Below are 18,071 nucleotides of genomic sequence, written 5' to 3' on the forward strand. Positions count from 1 at the left end.
GCCAACGTGACCAAGGCCGAGCGCGCACTCGAAACGCGGGAGCGAATCCTCAACGCCGCGTGCGAAGTGATCGCCGACATCGGTTTCGAGCACGTCAGCATGCGCAAGGTCGCCGAGCACGCCGGTGTCTCGAAGGCCCTGCTCCACTACCACTTCGACACCCGCGAGAAGCTCTTCGCCGAGGCGATGACGCACTCCTTCGCCAAGACCGGTACGGACACCGGCAGCGAGGACGAGACGCTCCCGGCCGCCGCCGTCCTGGCCCGCATCGTACGGAGCATGCTGCCCACGGACGCCGAGCTCCGCCAGGACTGGAAGCTCTGGCAGGAGCTGTGGGTGCGCGCCCTGCGCGACGCGGCGGCCCGGGAACTCGCCGTCGACCTGTACGACCAGCTGCACGCGTGGGTCACCGGAGTCGTGGAACGGGGTATCGCCGCGGGCGAGTTCACCGACTGCGACGTCGCCGAGGTGGGCACGCTGGTGCTGGCGCTGTGCGACGGCCTCGGCAACCGTCTGATGCTGGAGGACCCCCGCATCGACCTCCCCACGGCCCAGGCGACGATCTGGCGGGCGATCGCGCCGGCCCTCGGGATCGCCCCCGTCTTCCCGGAGGTCGCGGCGGGGATCTCCCCGGCGGTCTGAGAGGCCTCCCCGGCGGTCCGACGGCGCGGCCCCGCCGCGCGCCCTCACCGGGCGCGCGGCCATCCCGTACGCCGCCGGGAGGCGCGCGGCGCACGCCCGGACGGCAGGGTCGCGGCCAGACCGAAGACCACGGTGATCCGGGCGCCGCCGCGGGGCCCGCGCCCGATGCGCACCGAGCCGCCGGTCACGGACCCGGCCCTGCGGGCGATGTCGAGGCCGAGTCCCGAGGAGCCGGTGCTGCTTCCGCGGGAGAGTGCCTGGTCCGGTTCGGGGATGCCGGGACCCGCGTCCTCCACGACCAGTTCCACGGCCTGGGCGGTACGGGCGACGCGGACGGCGAACGCGGTGCCGGGCGGGGTGTGCCGGAAGACGTTGCCGATGAGCGCGTCCACCACGGCGGCGACGTCGTCCTCGGAGAGGCCGACGGCCGCGGGTTCCTGGGTGAGGTCGAGGGAACAGGGGCGGTTCTGCTGCTCCGCCAGGACCGCCCAGAAGGCGGTCCGGTGGCGCACGACGTCCGCCGCCTCGCAGCGGGGTCCGGCCGGTCCCGGGTACGTGGCGTGGTGCGGCGTGACCGTGTCCGGGCCCGTTTCCGCGCCGAGCATGCCCTGCCCCATCGGGCCCACGGCGAGCGGGGTGCGGGCCGCGGTGATGATGGCCCGAAGTTCCGTTTCCAGGGCGCACACGGCGGCCTCGACCCTGGCCGACTCCGGTGAGCCGGCCATGCGTTCCGTCGCCAGGTGCAGGGCGGTCAGCGGGGTGCGCAGCCGGTGGGACAGGTCGGCGACCAGCTCGCGTTCGACGGCGAGCAGTTCGGTCATCCGGTGGGCCATGGTGTTGAAGGCGATGCCCGCCTCGCGCAGTTCCCTGGGTCCCATGGGGTCCACGCGGGCGTCCAGATTGCCCCGGCCCAGTGCCTGGGAGGCGTGGGCGAGCCTCTTGGAAGACCTGACGACCTTCGCGCCGAGGCGGTCGGCGACCAGGACGGACCCGCCGACCAGTCCGACGGCGAGGAGGACCATGACCGTCCAGGAGGCCGTGACCCCGCGGCTCAGCTCCTCTTCGGGGACGAAGTTCTCGATGACGGCGACCTGGTCCCCGGGCAGCACCACCGGCTGCAGGCAGATCCAGCCGCCGGGCATCCGCTGGGAGATGGACTCGCGGCCCTGCTGAGCCCGTTCGAGCAGGGCCGCCGGGGCCCGGGACGCGCCGAGGGCCGGCTCGTCCGGCAGGTGGACGACCACGTACTCGGCCGCGTCCAGGCTCGCGGCGGATTCCCGCAGGGCGGACGGATCCGTGGTCAGTGCCAGTACGGGGGCCAGGGCCGCGGCCCGCTGCTCGGCCGCGGTGACGCTCTGCTCCTTGACGAGCGACATCACCAGGGCGGCCAGCGGTATGAGGAAGGAGAGGGCGACCATGGACGTGACGGCGAGCGCCACTCCGGCGAGCGAGCGTCTCACCGCGGCGCCACCAGCTTGATGCCGACGCCGCGGACGGTCAGCAGGTAGCGCGGGGCCGCCGCGCGTTCGCCGAGCTTGCGGCGCAGCGAGGACAGGTGCACGTCGACGGTCTGGTCGTCGACGTAGGGTTCGCGCCAGACCTCGGTCAGCAGCCGCCGTTTGGAGACGACCTGGCCGCAGTGGTGGGCGAGGAAGGCCAGGAGGTCGAACTCGCGGCGGGTCAGCCGGAGCTCGCGGCCGGACAGGTACGCGGTGCGCGCCCCGGGGTCCACCGCCAGCTCGCCCACGGTGGTGGGGCGCAGCGGTTCGGCCGCGGGCACCGGCCGCGAACCCGGGACACCGTGGGCGGGATGGGCGGGCGGCAGGTGGTTGGTGCGCCGCAGGACGGCGGAGAGGCGTGCGATGAGCTGTCCCCCGGAGAAGGGTTTGACCAGGTAGTCGTCGGCGCCCGCGTTGAGGAGCCGGATGATTTCCGCTTCGTCGTCGCGGGCGGTGGCCACCAGGACGGGAACGGAGGAAATGCCCCGGATCATGCGCAATGCGTCTCCTCCGTCCAGATCGGGCAGTCCCAGGTCGAGGACCACCGCGTCGACGGGCGACTGGGTGACCTCGCGCAGGGCTCCGAACCCGTCGCCCGCGCTGCGTACGGCATAGCCGTGCTCCGCCAGGACTTCGATGAGGGACTGGCGGATACTGGGGTCGTCTTCGACGACCAGGACGCTCGGCATGGGCACACCTTAGGTGAACGTTCGTTCCTATCGGTTGCCGAAGGCCGGACCCTCGTCCGTGACCTGCAGGTGGACCGGGCGGTCGGAGACCGGAATGGTACAGCCCTCCTGCGCACTGCAGCTCGCGTACCCGAGGAGTACGGTCGCGTCCCCGTTGCCGTCGAGGCGGACGGGGAGGGTGGTGGTGACCGGGCCGTCCGGGTAGACGGGGACCGGGGCGTCGACGCCGGGCACGCTGATCGTCCGTACGTCCGCCGCGGCCGTCAGCTTCCCGTCCGCCCGCAGGACGCCGGTGACGTCCAGCGAGGTGGGCCGGCCGACGCCCTCTATTCCGGTGGCCGGCAGATCGGTGCTGTAGAGGTGGAACCCCTTCTCCTCGGGGGTGAAGACCGCGGTCAGGGTGGCCTTCGGCGGCTGCCATTGCGAGACCGAGAGCGTGACGGTGACCCCGTTCTCGGTGAAGCTCGTCTTGGGCGCCGGGGCGGTCTCCGCGGGCTGCCCGCCGCAGGCCGTGAGCGCGGTCAGGGTGAGCAGGGCGGCGGCGAGGCGGGCCTTGCGGGAGTGGTGCGCGTACGGGGGCACGTTCATGGCGGTGCTTTCGTCGGGGAGGCAGGTAGGGGAGGTGAGGTGAGGGAGAGGAAGGGCTCTAGACGGCCGCCGTGTAGGCCGCGCTCCACAACTGGAGCCGGTACACGAGGTCGTTCCACACGCCCGTGGCCAGCAGCACGCCGACGAGGACGAGCATGGCGCCGCCGGTCCGCAGGACCCACTGGTAGTGCCGTTTGACCAGGCCGAAGGCGCCCAGTGCCCGGCGGAAGGCCAGGGCGGCCAGGAGGAACGGCAGGCCCAGCCCGAGGCAGTAGGCCGCCATCAGCAGGGCCCCGCGGGCCGCGCTGGCCTCGCTCCAGGCGAGCGCCTGTACGGCGGCCAGCGTCGGGCCGATGCACGGGGTCCACCCGACCGCGAACACCGCCCCCAGCAGCGGGGCGCCCGCCAGGCCGAGCACGGGCCGCCGGTGGCTGCGCAGCTCCCGCTGCGTGAAACCCGGCAGGAAGCCCATGAAGGACAGCCCCATCAGCACGGTGAAGACGCCGAGCACCTGGGTGACGACCTCCTGGTGGGCCAGCAGGGTGCGGCCGAAGTACCCGAACAGGGCGCCGCCGGAGACCAGTACGGCCGTGAAGCCGAGGACGAACAGCGCCGCGCCGGCGGCCATGCGGCCGCGCTGCCCACCGCGGGCGTCCGCCAGGTCGGAGACCGACAGGCTGGTCACGTAGCTGAGGTAGCCCGGTACGAGCGGCAGTACGCACGGCGAGAGGAACGAGACCAGCCCCGCGAAGAACGCCACGGGGGCGGCCACGAGCAGCGCCCCGTGGAGGAGTTCCGTCATGCCGCCTCCTCCGCGACGCGGGCGATCAAGGGGCTCAGTTCCTCGTCGGTGACCGCGCCCCCGATGCTCACGGCGATCCGGCCGCGGCGGTCGATCACCAGCGTCGAGGGGATGGTCTGCGGGTTGAGGAGCGCGGGCGGAAAGCGGAGCAGGAGTTCGCCGGTGGGGTCGTGGAGGCTGGGGAACCCCAGGCCGTGCGCGCGTACGAAGGACCGCGCCGCCGCGCGGTCCGGGTCGCGGGTGTTGATCCCGAGGAACCGGACGCCCTGCGCGCGGGTCTGCCCGCTGAGCCGCTCGAGGTCGTCGGCCTCCGCCCGGCAGGGCCCGCACCACGATCCCCAGACGTTGAGGACGACGACCTGGCCCCGGAACTCGGCGAGACCGACCGGCTTTCCGTCCAGGTCCGCGCCCGTCAGCACGGGTGCCTGCGGCCGGACCCCGGGGTCCACGACCGCGGCTGCGGACATGGGCCTGACCGCGGCGCTCCCCGGACCGGTCGGCGCCCCGCTGCCGTCGCCTCCGTCGCCGCCGGAGGCGGCGCCCGCAGCGGCGTAGAGGCACCCGGCGAGCGCCACCGCGAGGCCCGCACCGGCCAGGGCCGTGGAGCGCGGGGGCCTTGGCCTCATGACGCCCACTGCCGGAGGAAGGCGCCGAGGCCGGCCGAGGTCAGGGCGGGGTTGCCGGTGACGTGGGTGTCGGTGCGCACCGTGCCGGACGCCGAGACCACGACCAGGACGGGCATCTTGTACGTCCCGCCCGAGGGGCTGTACTTGCGCAGGAGGGCGGAGTTGGCGGAGCTGTTGCCGCCGATGTCCACCTTGACCAGGTGGTACGAGGCTCCGAGGAGCGATGCCGTCTGCGGCTGGGCGAACACCTTGTCGGCGGCCTTGCAGTTGCCGCACCAGTTGGCGCCGAAGTCGAGCAGCACCGTCCGGCCGTCGGCCTTGGCCGCGCGCAGCGCCGCGTCGATCAGCTTCTGCGCGTCGGCCGAGCTGTCGTAGCCGGGGCCGGGTATCCGGGCCGCCGGGGCGGGCGCGGCGGAGGTGCGGGACGGCTTGGGGGCGGGCTTGGCGGGCTGGGCGGGCTTGGCGCGCGAGGAGGCGGGCGAGGCGCCGGCCGGGGTACCGGCCGACGCGGACGCCGACGGCGGCGCGGACGACGCGGCGGACGCGGTCGGGGACGCCGGGGACGCCTCGGCGGACGCGGACTCCGTCGCGGCCCCGGGGCTCTGCAACGGCTGTCCGGCCGCGGCGGGCGCCGCGGCACCGGCGGACTGGGCGGACGGACCGCACGCCGCGGTCAGCCCGACGGCGACCACGGCCGCCGCCACCAGGGGCAGCCGCACGGCCAGGGGGGCCGCGGAACGCGGGCGCGGCGTGCGGCGGGTGGCACGGTCGGGTCTGAGTATGCGAGAAGTCAAGGCGAAGACACCCCAGGGCACGGTTCGGAGTACGGAAGCGCGAAACGCCTTCCGGATCGGTGGAGCCGATGGCACGGCGGCTCGGCGGCTCCTCGGGGGTGCCGGGGCAGTCGTTGCCCGGGCACCGAAGGCCGTTCGGCTGAGGCGAGCATAGGACCGCCGGGGGCCGCCGGAACCGGCTGGGCGCGATCTTGAGGTTCCCCTAAGGAACAGCTCACCTTCCGCTTCACCGGGGTTCGGGTGAGAGGCGTACACAAGGGGGCGAACGCCCTGAAAAGGGATCAGAAGGATTAGCAGGACCAAGGGATCAGAAGGACGTCTCGCGCACGCTGGCCTTCGCCGACGGGGTGATCGTCGCCGTGATCACCGAACGGTGGTCCGCGCCGGTGAACGTGACGGCCAGGGTGTCGTCCGCGGTCTGTGACGTGGCGGCCTTGTATCCCCGGCCGGGTACCGCCGAGATCAGGCACACGCCACGGCTGCCGTAGCGCACGGTGACCTTGCCGCCCTCCGAGGGGACGGTGTGCAGGCCGAATCCGCCCCCGTTGCAGTCGACGGACAGTTTGGGGGGCGTCGTACGGGGCGTTGCCGTCGGGGACTTCACGGAGGCGGGCGTCGAAGCCGGGGGCGACGACCGCTCGGTCGCGACGGGCGAACCGGCGCCGGTGGGGCCCGGGGACTGCGGGCTCGGCGACGGGTCCGGGGCGGCCGTCCAGGCCGGCGGCGTCTCGATGACCACGGGGGCGGACCGCGCGACCGGGGGCGTGTGCCTGGTCGAACCGACGACGAACTGGACCGTGCCGAGCACGGCGGTCACGCTGGCGGCCGTGCACGACAGCCATATGAGCAGGTAGCGCGGAATTCGGGGCACGGCCCCATAGTGGCCGACCCGCTCGGCCGCCCGTCACCGCCTCCCCCGTAACGGACCCGGGCCGTCGGCCGGCCCGTGGGGCGGCCCGCGAACTGCCCCCGGATGTGCGGGCAACGCCGACGTCCCCCTGACCCGCGTACGGGTCGGAGGACGACGTGTGGGGGCCCCGTGGGTGCGGGGGCGGGGGCGGGTTCCTTGTTCCCTGTTCTTGTTCCCTGTTCCTTGTTCCTACCTGGCCGTTCCGAAGTCCTGCGTCCACCAGGGGCCGCCGTCGCCCTTGTGGAAACCTATGCCGATCTCCCGGAAGCCGCAGTTGAGGATGTTGGCCTTGTGGCCGGGGCTGTTCATCCACGCCTTCATCACCGCGGCGGCGTCCGCCTGGCCGCGGGCTATGTTCTCGCCCAGGCGGGACCAGCCGTATCCGGCGGCCTCGACGCGGCTGGTCATGGTGGACCCGTCGGGCCCGGTGTGGGACATGACCCCGCTGCGGGCCATGGTGTCGCTGTACGCCCGTGCCGCGGCGCTCAGTTTCGCGTTCGTGGCCAGCGCACCGCACCCGGCCGCGGCCCGCTCCTTGTTGACCAGGGCGAGGACCGCGGACTCCACGGCGGAGGAACCCGAGGAGCCGGAGGAACCGCCCGAACCGCCCGAACCGCCGCCGGTGGTAGTGGTACCGGTGGACGTACGGGTGGGCTTCGGCTTGGGCTTCGCGGCCGGGGCCGCGGGAGCCGGGCGGCTCTCCGTCGCCGACTTCGCGGGGGCGGCGGATCCCGTGGGGTCGGTCCCGGCCGCCGCCGACGGCATCGCGCCCGTCGCGGACGCGGTGTCGGCGGAGGGTGCGGGTGCGGAGGGCGTGGAGGACGGGGATTCCGCCGACGGCTGACCACCGGAGACCACCGCCCGGGCCTTCGCCCCGGAGCCACCTGCCCCGTCGTCGGAGGCCGCTACCGCGACCCCGACCGCCACCACCGCACCCGCCGCGGTGAGGGACAGCACGATGCGCGTGCGCACCGTCTTCTTCCGTCGCGCCTCGACGCGGGACGGAGTTCCGGGGGTTCTGCTGCGGCTCATGCCTGGGGACCTCTCGGCGAGAAGGGGAGACGGTTCCCTGACCCTAGGGTGGTGACCAGCGGAAATGGCGATCCGGAGGCGTTCTTCAAGGTCCCTTAAGGAAGCCCGCAGGATGGGCACAGGAACGGGGCACTCACCCGGGGCCCGGCGGGCTCGCGCACGCGGGCGGATACGCTGACGGCATGAGCGGATCCCGGCGCCTCGCCCGCACGTGGGAGGTCTTCCCCGGCTCGGGTTACTCGACCGCCTGGGTCGACCTCGGTCCGGGCGCCCTGACCGCGCGCGGGCGCGCCGTCGGCCTGGAACCCGAGCCGTACTGGCTGACGTACGCGCTCGAAACGTCCGACGGCTACGTGACCTCGCGCCTCCGCGTCACGGTCGAGGAGGCGGCGTCGACCCGCGAGCTGGACCTGCGGCACGACTCCGGACGCTGGACCGTGGACGGCACCCACCGCCCCGACCTCGACGGCGCGCTCGACTGCGACCTGGGCCTCTGCCCGATGACCAACACCATGCCCGTGCTCCGCCACGGCCTGCACCGGCGGCCCGGAACCGGGCCGCACCACTTCCTCATGGCCTGGGTCTCGGTCCCGGACCTCGCGGTCAGCGCGAACCGGCAGACGTACACGCGTCTCGGCCGCGCCGAGCACGGCGCGCGCATCCGCTACGAGTCCGACGGCTTCCGCGCGGACATCACCTTCGACGACGACGGCCTGGTCCTGGACTACCCGTCCCTGGCGGCCCCGCTCACCCCATGACGTGCCCGGACCGGGTGCGGTCCGGATACTGAAGATGCAGGTCGCCGTGGCGGATGCTGCAATGGCTGCAGAGCCCTGACCGCCAAGGGATGCGCCGCACGGTCCCGGTCCGGTGCGAGGAGTGGTCATGAGCGACGGCGAGAGGGGCGGGCTCCGGGCGCCGCGGCGGCGCCGCCTGGTGGCGGGTTGCCTGCTCCGCTCGACCGCATCGGCCGTCCTGCTGACCGGGCTGTTCTATCTGGCACCCCTGGAGCGCGGGTTCGGCGTCCTCACCGTCGCGCTCCTGGCCCTCGGTCTCGCGCTGTTCGGCGGTGTGGTCGCCTGGCAGGTCGCCGCCATCGCGCGTGCGGAGTACCCCAGGCTGCGTGCCATCGAGGCACTGGCGACCGCCGTGCCGTTGTTCCTGATCCTCTTCGCCGCGTCGTACTTCCTGCTCTCCAAGGAGCTGCCGCAGTCGTTCTCGGAGCCCTTGAGCCGGACCGACGCGCTGTACTTCACGATGACGGTGTTCGCGACCGTGGGCTTCGGGGACATCGCCCCCACCACCCAGGTCGCCCGCGCCTTGACCACCGCGCAGATGGCCGCCGACCTGATCGTGGTGGGAGTCGTCGCCAAAGTCCTCTTCGGCGCCGTCAGGATCGGGATGCGAAGGCGCGGGGAGGCCGCCCCGCCGTCGGAGAACGAGCCGTGACCGGCCGGAGCCGACGGACCGGCCCGCCGTCCGGTACCGGGACCCAGCCGCAGGAGGCGGACGTCCTGCGGGACATCCTCCGCGGCCCCGGCTACCTCAAGGCGCTCGTCCTCTGCGCCCTCATCGGCATCCCGGTGTCCCTCGCCGCCTTCTGGTTCCTCGTCGTGCTGCACGAACTGGAGTACGCGCTGTGGGCGGACCTCCCCCAGGCGATGGGCTGGGACACTCCGCCCTGGTGGTGGCCGCTCCCCCTGCTGCTCGTCGCCGGGACCGTCGTCGGCCTCGTCGTCACGCACCTGCCCGGAGCGGGCGGCCACGTCCCCGCGTCCGGACTGCACACGGGAGGCGCCTCGTCGGCCGGTCTGCCCGGAGTCCTGCTCGCGGCGGTGGCGAGCCTGCCGTTCGGCGCGGTTCTGGGACCGGAGGCCCCTCTGATCGCACTCGGCGGCGGCCTGGCCCTGGTGTTCCGCGACCTCGCGCGGGCACCGGCGACCGCGCAGAGCACCGTCCTCCTGGGCGCGGCCGGAGCCGCCGCGGCCATCTCCGCGATCTTCGGCAACCCGCTGATCGCCGCGGTGCTGCTGATCGAGGTGGCGGGCGTGGGCGGGACGCGGCTGTTCGCGGTCATGCTGCCGGCTCTGCTGTCCAGCGGGGTCGGGGCGCTGGTCTTCACCGGCCTCGGACGCTGGACAGGGCTGGCCACGGGGGATCTCTCCCTGAAGCTCTCCTTGCCGTTCCCCCGGCTGGACGTGGCGGACGTGCTCTGGGCGGTGGTCATCGCCGTGGCCCTCGGCCTCGTACTGCACCCCCTGCTGGGCGGGGCCCGGGCGATCGCCGCGTACGTCGCGGCCCGGCCCCTCGTACGGACCGTCCTGTGCGCCTTGGGCGCGGCGGTCTGCGCCGCCGGCTACGCGCTGATCACGGGGCGCTCCCCCGGCGACGTCGTCTCGTCGGGGCAGGCCGGCCTCGCCGCACTGGCCGCGGACCCGCACGCATGGGGGGTCGGCGCGCTGTTCGCCGTCCTGCTGTTCAAAGGCGCCGCCTACCTGCTCTGCCTCGGCAGCCTGCGAGGCGGCCCCGTGTTCCCCGCGCTCTTCCTCGGGGCCGCGGCGGGCGTCCTCCTCGGGCCCCTGCCGGGTCTGGGAGTCGTACCCGCGATGGCGGCCGGCATGGCGGCGGCCTCGGCCACCACGCTGCGGCTGCCGGTGAGCAGCGTGGTGCTCGTGATCCTGCTGCTCGGCAGCTCCGCCATGATGCCCGTCGTGATCCTGGCGGCCGTGGTCGCCTTCGTCGTCACCGAGCTGCTGCCTCCCGGGCCCGCCGTGGCGTAGGCAGGCCGCCCTGGCGTAGGCCGTCGGAGAGACCCCTCTCAGGTGTCTCTCCGACGGCCGCCGGACGCCGTCAGGTGGTGCAGAATTCGGCCGCCAGCATGCCGTTCAGGCTGTACAGCTCCCAGAGCGGCCAGTCGCCGTTCATGTTGAGCACGAGGGCGTGGCTGCCGTCCGCCGTGGAGTAGAGGTAGCTCAGCGAGCCGAATCCGCCGCCGTTGTGCCCGTACAGGACGACCGTGGAGCCGTTCGCGCAGGTGATCGTGCGGCGGGTGAGCCCGAGTCCGTAGTCGGCCTGGACGGCCTTCCAGGGGCGACTCGCGTACCAGTAGCCGGGCGTGGCCTTGTCACCCGAACTGACCGTACTGATGGCCGGGTTGACGATGCACTCGGGCCAGGCCCGGGCCGGGTCGCAGGGGACGCCGGGGAGTTGGGATCCGGAGGGTCCGGCCCCGGTGGAGTTCAGGTCGGTCATCATCTGCGCGAGCTGCGCCGGGGGCAGGAGTTGCCCGGCGAGCAGGGCGCGGATGAAGGTGATCAGGTCACCGCTGGTGGACACGACGGCTCCGGCCGCGCCGCCGATGGACGGGTTCCAGTCGGCGGCCGGACGGGAGAGGTGGCCGAACAGCCCTCGCGGCCGGAGGTAGTTCGTGAAGAACTGGTCGTGGGGCGTCGGCAGGGTGGCCGTGGATCCGGGGAGCACGGTGTGGGTGAGGCCGAGCGGCTGGATGACCCGGCGGGTGACCTCGTCGGCCCACGGGTGACCGGTCACCCGCTCGATGACCATGCCGAGCAGGACGTAGTTGGTGTTGCTGTAGTGCATCCCGGCGCCCGGCGCGAACTGCGGTCCGTGGGAGGCGCCTTCGTCGACGAGCTGCTGGGCGGAGTAGTCGGGCAGGTTGGGGAAGCTGCTGCCGGCGCTCGCCAGCACCCCCAGGTCGCCGAGGTAGTTGAAGACGCCGCTGGAGTGCTGGAGCAGGTTCCGTACGGTGATGGGCGGGCTGCCGGGCGGCGGGTTGAAGCACTGCCCGGTGCTCGGGTTGCAGCCCGCGACGAGGTTGGTCTTCAGGACCGGGCCCAGCAGGCCGAACACGTCGTCGTCGAGGCTGACCTTGCCCTCGGCGACGAGCTGGAGCACGGTCGTCGCGGTGAAGATCTTGGTGATCGAGGCGGCCCGGAAGGGGCTGTCCGGATTGCGTTCGGGTGTTCCCGCGTCCGTGGCTCCGGTGCCGGTCCAGGAGACCCCGTCCTTGTAGGTGCGGGCGATCACCCCGGGGATCCCGTCGCCGCCGACGGCGGTCCCCGCCTCGGCGCGCAGGGCGGCGAGCAGGGGTTCGTGGCTGTCGTGTGCGGCGGCCGGCGTGGCCGGCAGGCCCATGGCCACGGCCAGCACGGTCGCGGCGGCCACCGCGAGGCGGCCCCGTGTGGTGCGTGTTCCGCGTATGCCTCTCATCGCTCTCCCCCGTGTCGATACCGCCGGGCGGTGCTGCCCGGCGGGGCGAAACTACGCAGGTCCGGTCGACAAGGGAAGGGCCGCGGGCGGGAAGTTGGATCTTCCCGCAGCTCTTGGGCGTGCGTGGACCTATTGGGTACAGCCGGTGACAGCGGGGTTTGCGGGATCGCAGTTGCCGGGGTTGCTGTTCTCGATGGTGGTGTGGTTGAGGGTGATGCTTCCGCCTTCGTTGTGGACGCCGCCGGGGGCGTGGGCCGCGGTATTGCGCGTGACGCGGGAGTCGGTGAGCGTCGCGTCGCCCTGGTTGTGAAGGCCACCGCCGGTTCCCTGGGTGGCCGCGTTCCTGTCGATGACGGTGTTGCGGGTGTTGAGCGTGCCGAAGTTGTAGATGCCGCCACCGGAGAAGGCCCCGGTGTTGCCACGGATGGTGGTGAGCATGTTGATGGTGAGCCCGCCGAAGTTGGCGATGCCCCCGCCGGTTCTGGCGTCGTTGCTGCGGATCTGGCTGTCGGAGACGGTCGCGGAGGAACTGTTGTTGTAGAGGGCGCCACCCAGGCCTTTCGCCTCGTTGCCGGTGAGGATGCTCGAGGTCAGGGCGAAGGGCGCGGAGATGCTGGTGTGCGAGATGGCTCCGCCGTTTCCACCGCTGACGGAGCCGGTGGAGTTGTTGGTGAAGACGCTGAGGTCCACGCGCGTGGCGCCGCTGCTCAGGATGGCACCGCCGTGGCCGGCTTCGGTGTTGTTGCCCTTGAAGTAGGAACCTTCGACGCGGAGGGTTCCGTTGCTGTTGTGGATGGCGCCGCCTCCGTTGCTGGAGGTGTTCCCGGTGAGGCGGGTGTTGCTCAGGGAGACGACGGTGCCGAATCCCAGCTGGATGGCCCCGCCCTGGCCCCCTCCTCCGATTTCGGCATTGGTGAGGGTGACGTCCCGGAGGGTCAGGTTCCCGCCGGTGGTGGGGGGGAGGTTGAAGAAGCGGAATTCGTTGCCGGTGTCGTCGTCCCGGGCGATGGTGGCGTCGCGCCCGTTGATGACGATCGGGCTGGTGATCTGCGGAAGCGCGGACCGGCCGGGTCCGGCGACCTGCTCGGCGTAGCCGTAGGTGCAGTCGCGGGCGAGATTGAGGGTGTCGGACGTGGTGGGGGTGCTGTTGGCGGTGGTGATGGCCTGGATGAGGGCGGCGGGGGAACAGGCCACATCGGTGGTGGCGGCGTGAGCGGGGGTGGCTGCCAGGCCGCCGAACGTGAGGGCGAACGCGGGCGCGGCGAGCAGGGTGGCAGCCTGGCGGTGGCGGCGCAGTGGCCTCATGGTCTGACTCCTTTTATGGGGAGGCGCCGGAGAGCGATCCGATCATTGTTTACATCAGCTCAACATTCATCCTTTTCGGGACACACCGGGCAAATGCTTGGGATACTTCGGCTTGTCCATTAGTTCTTTTGTGCGATGGCGCCTTCTTCGAGGATTCGGGCGTGTCCGCGCTGTCGGGCTGAAGGGAGCGTCAGCGACCGGTCGCGGGGTGCGGGCAGCCTCGCAGCGCCGGGCGGTCCTTCGTGCGCACGGCGGGGAGCCACGCCGTGGCGGGTGTGGAGCCGGCCGGGAGGCGGACGTGGAACCACCGGGTGGACTGCTGGTCCGCCTCGTCGATGATGGCCCGGCCGTCGGGCAACTGGCAGTCGACCGCGAGGACGTCGCCGTGCCACACCCGGGACGCTACGACGTTGTCCGCGGTGTACTGGCGCATCGGGTCGATCGCCAGGCCCAGACTGCACTGCGGATCCCGGTCGGCCCGCTCCTGGCAGCCCTTCTCCGCGTTGAAGACCCGGATCGTGCCGGCCGCAGCGCCCTCCAGGGCGTCCAGCGCGGAGGAGCCCGCCCGTGCCGCGTCCGACCACAGGGTCGTACCGGCGATCCCGCAGAACGCGGTGGTGAGGATCGCGGCGCGGGCCCGGCTCCACAGCCGTCCCGCGCCCCTCCCCCGCACCTCCCGTTCGGCGGTGATGCGGGCGAGCAGGCTCTCGGCGGTGTGCGGGGCACGCGCCGAATGGGTCGGTGCGAGGCAGTCGGCGGCGAGCTCGCGCCAGAACGGCGGCACGGCCTGGTCCATGCGCAGCGGCGCGCGCCCTTCGCCGTACTCCTGGACGGCGGCGCCGCGCGCCATGGGCGTGGCGCCGGAGAACGGGGAGGCCCCGGAGCCGAACACCTCGTGGATGATGATGCCCAGGGCCCAGATGTCGGCACTCGGGCGGACCTTCACGCCCAGCTCCCCGAGGGGTGCCCGCCAGCGCTCGGGCGGAAGGTAGTCCAAGGTGCCCATGGGAGGCGCGTACCCGTGCGTTCCCGTCATCTGGGTGGCGAGCCCGAAGTCCGAGAGCTTCACGCAGCCGCTGCCGTCCAGCAGGACGTTCTCCGGCTTGAGGTCGGCGTGGACCCAGCCCGACCGGTGGAGGTGCGCGAGTCCCTCGCAGATCCCCGTGATCAGCCGGGCGCGGTCGGCCTCGGCCACCCCGGCATCCAGGAGTTCCCGCAGGCTGCCCGCGGCCCGCTCCATGACCAGCACGATCGCGCCGTCCAGGGCGGGGCGGTCCGGTGCCTCCAGGACGAAGGAGTCCAGGAGCCGGATCAGCCGCGCGTGCCCGGCCCTGCGTCCCAGCTCGACCTCCCGGCGGGCGGACTCCACGATCCTGCGCGTCTGGCGCGGGGCGTACCCGGCGGTCGGCATGATTTTGAGCGCCACGTCGGCGGATGCCGCGGTCGGGTGCGCGGGGGCCCGGCCGGTCCGGACCGGGTACCGGTCGACGGAACGTGCGGCGTAGACCGTGGACCAGCCTCCGGCCCCGATCAGGTCGGTGATCGTCCAGCCCCGCACCCGGTGGCCGGGCGGGAGCAGGTCCGTACCGTCGCATTCCGAGATGTCGTGCAGGGTGTGGGGCGTCGTCATCGCGCGGTCTGCCGCTCCCGCCCGCCGGCCCCCGTCAGGGGTGGCAGCAGCATCAGGTGCTCCTCGCGCACGAGCCCGAACCGCAGGGCGAGCCCGACGATCTCCTCCCGCTTCCCGTTGCGGCGGTCGCCCTTGCCGGGTTCGCGCGGGTCCGAGGCGCCGATGCGCAGCTTCTCCTCGGCGAGGTAGTCGATGTGCGAGCTGACCGCTCGCGCGGTCAGGGTGGCGCAGACGACGTGGCTCCTGAGCCGTTCGACGATCTGGGGCGTGGTGGGGACCGCGACGCGGGACTGGTCGCGCAGGCGCGGTTCGCAGAGCGCGAGGAGCACGAGGAAGTAGGTGGCCGTCTCGTCCAGCGAGTACGCGGTGACCGTGAGGCGCCCCAAGGGGGCACCCATGGCGTCCGGGTCGAGGTAGACGTGATCGGGAGCGAATACCTGGAAGGAGACGGGGACGTCGCTGCGGGTGGGCAGCACGACGCGCGAGAACTCGAACGGGACGGGTGCCCCGACCCGGCGGGGCGGGACCCTCAGGTACTCCCCGGCGCCCTCCGGGTTCTCCACGAGGTAGCTGTGGGTGGTGCTGTGGTTCGTCAGCTGCCAGTGGTCGTCGGCCACGCGGATCTCCCCCGCGAGCCGGGAGATCGCCGCGTCGGCGAGGCGGAGCTCCACGGGGATCTTCGCGGATCCGCGTCCGAAGCGGGCGACTTCGCCCGGTCCGAGCCGTAACGTCACCGCCTCGCCGTACGGTTCGCCGCCTTCGGCGCCACTGCACCCCTGCGGCATGTGGACGACTACCCCGCTCACCGCTCCCCCCGTTCCACGCGTCGTGCCGGACCGACGAGTGGAACAATACTCATCTCTCAAGGGAGTTCATCGGCGCAGTTCAGCCACTTCGGCCGGGACGGCCCGCCGGGTCGGACAGCCCGCATCTGCTGCCCCGGGAGGCTCTCCGAGCCCCTTGCCGGGAGGCTCCTCGATCCTCTCCTCGCGGGTGGTTCCCCCGGTGTCCCCCGGTCGTTCCGGCCCTCGTCCGGCGACGGCGGTTCGGTGTCGTTTTCGGCTCTCTGCCGCGCGGTTCGGGGGAAGTTGTCGTGCCGCGGCGCGCGTGCGCGGCCTACCGCCACCGGGTGGCGGCCGTGCGGGACCGGCCCTCGCGCCCCCGGTCGCGGACGTCGCGTACGGGACCTGCCGGGGTGGGGAAGGTCACCGTGTCCGGGGGGCCACCGACCCGCGGAACCGCCCGTTCCCCCCTTTCGCGTGGCGCGATCCGCACTCCGGGTTCAGCGTGCGGGACGGCCCGATACGACGGGTGCGACCGTCCGGTCGCCGAAGGCCGCCCATGGCCGCCACCCGCCGCTCGGCCGGTCCTGGACGCGGGTGCGCATCCTGCCGTCGGTGGTGACGGCGAAGACGTGCGTGCGCCCGGTGGCATCGCAGGCGACGGCCGGCGTGGCCGCGAGCCTGATCCCGGGCTCCCCGAACTCCCCTCCGGAAGCCCAGCTTCCGCCGGGGACGGTCTGCCAGCGGTGGCCGAGCCGGGCGCCGTCGGGCGTCAGCGAGAACGCCTCGAGGCGACCGTCCGCGTTGACGGCGAACGCCGGGGCGGCGGCGCTCCAGCCGAACAACGGCAGCCACTCGTCCCAGCCTCCGCTCGGTACGGACTGCCGACGGCCGAAGGTTCCCACGCCCGACGGTCCGATCGCGGCGACGGTGAGCCGGCCGCTGCCGTCCCCGGCCACGCGCGGCGCGGCGCCGGACGCGGTGCCGAAGCGCTGCCACGCGGGGGTCCAGGCGCCGCCCGGGGTCTGCTGCCACCGGTGGAAGATCCCGGCGCCGCCGGGAGCGAGGGCGAAGACCTCGAGCCGGCCGTCGGCATGGGCCGCGACCACCGGTGGCGCGCCCGCGGCGCCGCCGAAGCCCGCCTCCCACGGGTCCCAGGCCCGGGATCCCGGCGCCGCCTGCCGCCGCCGGGCGACGGACGCGCCGCCGGGGCTCAGGGCGAACGCCTCCAGCCTGCCGTCGGCGCCACGGGCCACGGCGGGGGCGGCTCCGGCCGGCCCACCGAACTCCTCCCAGTCGTACCAGCCGCCGTCCGGCCGCTGGGCCCGGTGGTGGAGGTTGGCTCCCTCCGGGGCGAGCGAGAACACCTCGAGCGTGCCGCCGGCGTTGCGGCCGAGCGCGGGCACCGCACCGGCCGGCCCGCCGAACGTCTCCCACGGCGACCAGGTGTCGGTGTCCGGGTCGAGCTGGACGCGCCGGAGCATCGAGTGGTCGGAGGCGTCGAGCGCGAACACCGTGAGGCGGCCGGCGGCGTCGAGTCCGGCCACCGGGTTGTCCGGGCTCTGCCACGGCGGTGGCGTCTCCCGCCACCGGAGGGGCGCCACCCGCAGCCCCTGGCGGAACCAGCCCGCGGCGCTGACGTACCAGTCCTCCCCGTAGGCGATCACCTCCACGGCGTGACCGGCCACGTGGCCCGCGTACCCGGCGAGGTCGAAGCGGAAGGGATCCCGGGACGCCAGCACGTCCGTACCTTCGTAGCCGCCCCTCGGAACGATGAACAGGTAGTACCAGCCGTCCCGTTCGACGACGTACGGCGACTCGGTGACCGAGACGGTCGCGTCCGTGGTCGCGTCGGTGAACGCGACGCCCGGCTCGCTCCAGTGCACCAGGTCGGCGGAGCGCCGGTGGGCCACGACGTGCCGGCCGCCCGGGCCCGAGAGTTCCGTGTAGTACATGACCCACTCGCCGCCGGCCCGCAGCACCATCGGGTCGCGGGCCACGATCCCGCGGAACAGCGGGCCGGACGGCTCGCGCGTCCAGGTGAACAGGTCGTCCGAGGTGGCGAGGCTGATCGCGGCGCCGCTCGCGCCGCCGCCCGCGTAGAACATCCAGAACCTGCCGCCGGCCTCGATGACATGCGGGGCCCACAGGTGCTCCTCGCCGTGGTAATCCGGGTCGACGGTCAGCGCGTCGGCGTGGGTGGTCCAAGGGCCGTACGGGGCGGGCGCCGAGGCGTGCGCGAAGGAGACCTCCGCGGCACTGTCCGGTGCCTCGCCGGGTGCCGCGCCGTCCCCGACGATGCCGAACAGGTGCCACCGGCCGTTCGCCCGGACCAGGGTGTGGTCGTTGAGGTAGCGGCGCCGGCCTGGCACGGAGGGGTCGTAGACGTGGGTGAAGGAACCGGCGCCCACCCACTGGGACGCCGGACCCGGGACGGAGGCCGCTGCCGCGGCACGGCCCGCGAGCGGGAGCCCGAGGGCTCCCGCTCCGGCCGCGCGCAGCAGGTCGCGCCTGCTGATGTGACGCACGAGAGGGCTCCAGA

Annotated in this window: 17 protein-coding genes; 4 read left to right on the top strand and 13 right to left on the bottom strand. The window is 73.2% G+C overall.

Annotated elements, in window-relative coordinates; genetic code table 11:
• Positions 1-6 precede the first annotated feature (6 nt).
• On the top strand, positions 7-642 hold the full coding sequence (locus tag OG435_RS04350; protein ID WP_266875377.1) for a TetR/AcrR family transcriptional regulator: 636 nt from the start codon (positions 7-9) through the stop codon (positions 640-642).
• 44 nt (positions 643-686) lie between these two features.
• Here OG435_RS04350 and OG435_RS04355 read toward each other — a convergent pair whose 3' ends face one another.
• The 8 genes from OG435_RS04355 to OG435_RS04390 form a co-directional block, all read right to left on the bottom strand.
• Positions 687-2,102 (bottom strand): sensor histidine kinase, encoded by a 1,416-nt coding sequence (locus tag OG435_RS04355; RefSeq protein ID WP_266875378.1) that lies wholly within the window; start codon positions 2,100-2,102, stop codon positions 687-689.
• The gene (locus tag OG435_RS04360; protein ID WP_266875379.1) at positions 2,099-2,830 is read right to left on the bottom strand and encodes a response regulator transcription factor; all 732 of its coding nucleotides are present in this window, start codon (positions 2,828-2,830) and stop codon (positions 2,099-2,101) included. The genes OG435_RS04355 and OG435_RS04360 overlap by 4 nt, the downstream gene beginning before the upstream one ends.
• Before the next feature lie 27 nt (positions 2,831-2,857).
• Positions 2,858-3,418 carry a hypothetical protein gene (locus OG435_RS04365; protein ID WP_266875380.1) on the bottom strand — a complete coding sequence of 187 codons (561 nt, stop codon included), beginning with the start codon at positions 3,416-3,418 and terminating at the stop codon, positions 2,858-2,860.
• 58 nt (positions 3,419-3,476) lie between these two features.
• Entirely contained in the window at positions 3,477-4,220 is a 744-nt protein-coding gene (locus OG435_RS04370) for a cytochrome c biogenesis CcdA family protein (protein WP_266875381.1), read from the bottom strand.
• Positions 4,217-4,846, bottom strand: coding sequence for a TlpA family protein disulfide reductase (locus OG435_RS04375; protein ID WP_266875382.1), 630 nt, complete (start codon positions 4,844-4,846; stop codon positions 4,217-4,219). The genes OG435_RS04370 and OG435_RS04375 overlap by 4 nt, the downstream gene beginning before the upstream one ends.
• Positions 4,843-5,640 (bottom strand): thioredoxin family protein, encoded by a 798-nt coding sequence (locus OG435_RS04380; protein ID WP_266875383.1) that lies wholly within the window; start codon positions 5,638-5,640, stop codon positions 4,843-4,845. The genes OG435_RS04375 and OG435_RS04380 overlap by 4 nt, the downstream gene beginning before the upstream one ends.
• Positions 5,641-5,947: 307 nt before the next feature.
• The gene (locus tag OG435_RS04385) at positions 5,948-6,511 is read right to left on the bottom strand and encodes a hypothetical protein (RefSeq protein WP_266875384.1); all 564 of its coding nucleotides are present in this window, start codon (positions 6,509-6,511) and stop codon (positions 5,948-5,950) included.
• Between the two features lie 228 nt (positions 6,512-6,739).
• Entirely contained in the window at positions 6,740-7,582 is an 843-nt protein-coding gene (locus tag OG435_RS04390) for a CAP domain-containing protein (RefSeq protein ID WP_266875385.1), read from the bottom strand.
• Positions 7,583-7,764: 182 nt separating this feature from the next.
• On the opposite strand from OG435_RS04390, the gene OG435_RS04395 reads away from it, so the two are divergent.
• The 3 genes from OG435_RS04395 to OG435_RS04405 all read left to right on the top strand — a co-directional run bounded on the left by OG435_RS04395 (position 7,765) and on the right by OG435_RS04405 (position 10,362).
• The gene (locus OG435_RS04395; protein ID WP_266875386.1) at positions 7,765-8,340 is read left to right on the top strand and encodes a putative glycolipid-binding domain-containing protein; all 576 of its coding nucleotides are present in this window, start codon (positions 7,765-7,767) and stop codon (positions 8,338-8,340) included.
• Between the two features lie 127 nt (positions 8,341-8,467).
• A complete protein-coding gene (locus OG435_RS04400) occupies positions 8,468-9,031 on the top strand; it encodes a potassium channel family protein (protein WP_266875387.1) in 564 nt (187 codons plus the stop codon).
• Complete coding sequence (locus OG435_RS04405; protein ID WP_266875388.1) at positions 9,028-10,362, top strand: chloride channel protein; 1,335 nt, start codon at positions 9,028-9,030, stop codon at positions 10,360-10,362. Before OG435_RS04400 ends, OG435_RS04405 begins: the two co-directional genes overlap by 4 nt.
• Before the next feature lie 70 nt (positions 10,363-10,432).
• Here OG435_RS04405 and OG435_RS04410 read toward each other — a convergent pair whose 3' ends face one another.
• From OG435_RS04410 to OG435_RS04430, 5 genes are all read right to left on the bottom strand, one after another.
• On the bottom strand, positions 10,433-11,812 hold the full coding sequence (locus tag OG435_RS04410; RefSeq protein WP_266875389.1) for a serine hydrolase domain-containing protein: 1,380 nt from the start codon (positions 11,810-11,812) through the stop codon (positions 10,433-10,435).
• Positions 11,813-11,941: 129 nt separating this feature from the next.
• Positions 11,942-13,117, bottom strand: coding sequence for a hypothetical protein (locus tag OG435_RS04415; RefSeq protein WP_266875390.1), 1,176 nt, complete (start codon positions 13,115-13,117; stop codon positions 11,942-11,944).
• A 190-nt stretch (positions 13,118-13,307) separates the two neighbouring features.
• Positions 13,308-14,747 carry a serine/threonine-protein kinase gene (locus OG435_RS04420; protein WP_266875391.1) on the bottom strand — a complete coding sequence of 480 codons (1,440 nt, stop codon included), beginning with the start codon at positions 14,745-14,747 and terminating at the stop codon, positions 13,308-13,310.
• Positions 14,744-15,553 carry a serine/threonine protein kinase gene (locus tag OG435_RS04425; protein WP_266875392.1) on the bottom strand — a complete coding sequence of 270 codons (810 nt, stop codon included), beginning with the start codon at positions 15,551-15,553 and terminating at the stop codon, positions 14,744-14,746. Before OG435_RS04425 ends, OG435_RS04420 begins: the two co-directional genes overlap by 4 nt.
• 476 nt (positions 15,554-16,029) lie before the next feature.
• Positions 16,030-18,057 (bottom strand): family 43 glycosylhydrolase, encoded by a 2,028-nt coding sequence (locus tag OG435_RS04430; protein ID WP_266875393.1) that lies wholly within the window; start codon positions 18,055-18,057, stop codon positions 16,030-16,032.
• Positions 18,058-18,071 lie beyond the last annotated feature (14 nt).

This window comes from Streptomyces sp. NBC_01264, assembly GCF_026340675.1.
Classification (GTDB): domain Bacteria; phylum Actinomycetota; class Actinomycetes; order Streptomycetales; family Streptomycetaceae; genus Streptomyces.

Coding starts and splice junctions, on each gene's coding strand:
- OG435_RS04360 (WP_266875379.1), bottom strand. CDS start 2,830: ATGCCGAGCGTCCTGGTCGTCGAAGACGACCCCAGTATCCGCCAGTCC.
- OG435_RS04365 (WP_266875380.1), bottom strand. CDS start 3,418: ATGAACGTGCCCCCGTACGCGCACCACTCCCGCAAGGCCCGCCTCGCC.
- OG435_RS04370 (WP_266875381.1), bottom strand. CDS start 4,220: ATGACGGAACTCCTCCACGGGGCGCTGCTCGTGGCCGCCCCCGTGGCG.
- OG435_RS04375 (WP_266875382.1), bottom strand. CDS start 4,846: ATGAGGCCAAGGCCCCCGCGCTCCACGGCCCTGGCCGGTGCGGGCCTC.
- OG435_RS04390 (WP_266875385.1), bottom strand. CDS start 7,582: ATGAGCCGCAGCAGAACCCCCGGAACTCCGTCCCGCGTCGAGGCGCGA.
- OG435_RS04395 (WP_266875386.1), top strand. CDS start 7,765: ATGAGCGGATCCCGGCGCCTCGCCCGCACGTGGGAGGTCTTCCCCGGC.
- OG435_RS04400 (WP_266875387.1), top strand. CDS start 8,468: ATGAGCGACGGCGAGAGGGGCGGGCTCCGGGCGCCGCGGCGGCGCCGC.
- OG435_RS04410 (WP_266875389.1), bottom strand. CDS start 11,812: ATGAGAGGCATACGCGGAACACGCACCACACGGGGCCGCCTCGCGGTG.
- OG435_RS04415 (WP_266875390.1), bottom strand. CDS start 13,117: ATGAGGCCACTGCGCCGCCACCGCCAGGCTGCCACCCTGCTCGCCGCG.
- OG435_RS04420 (WP_266875391.1), bottom strand. CDS start 14,747: ATGACGACGCCCCACACCCTGCACGACATCTCGGAATGCGACGGTACG.